Consider the following 230-nt stretch of genomic DNA (forward strand, 5'->3'; position numbering starts at 1 on the left):
CGGTGGCCGCCGGACGGTGGAAGAGGATCACCTGTGGCTCAACCGGCGCACAGGTCGCGCCATCATCGGTGATGACGAGGCGGTGGCCATTGAAGTCGCTGTCGTCAGAGGCGTGTTCGAAGGAGTAGAACAGCCCTTCCTGCTCCATCAGGCGAGTGACGAAGTGGAAATCGCTCTCGCGATACTGCACGCAGTAGCTGCGTGCCGGATACTCGCGGCGCAGATCCAAC

Annotated in this window: 1 protein-coding gene; it reads right to left on the reverse strand. The window is 62.2% G+C overall.

The window, feature by feature from the left end; genetic code table 11:
* The coding region (locus R2R70_RS23590) for a contractile injection system protein, VgrG/Pvc8 family (protein WP_410979431.1) at window positions 1-229 on the reverse strand (229 nt) is incomplete at its 3' end.
* Between the last annotated feature and the right edge of the window lies 1 nt (window position 230).

It is taken from the genome of Cobetia sp. SIMBA_158, from assembly GCF_046566945.1.
GTDB lineage: Bacteria > Pseudomonadota > Gammaproteobacteria > Pseudomonadales > Halomonadaceae > Cobetia > Cobetia amphilecti.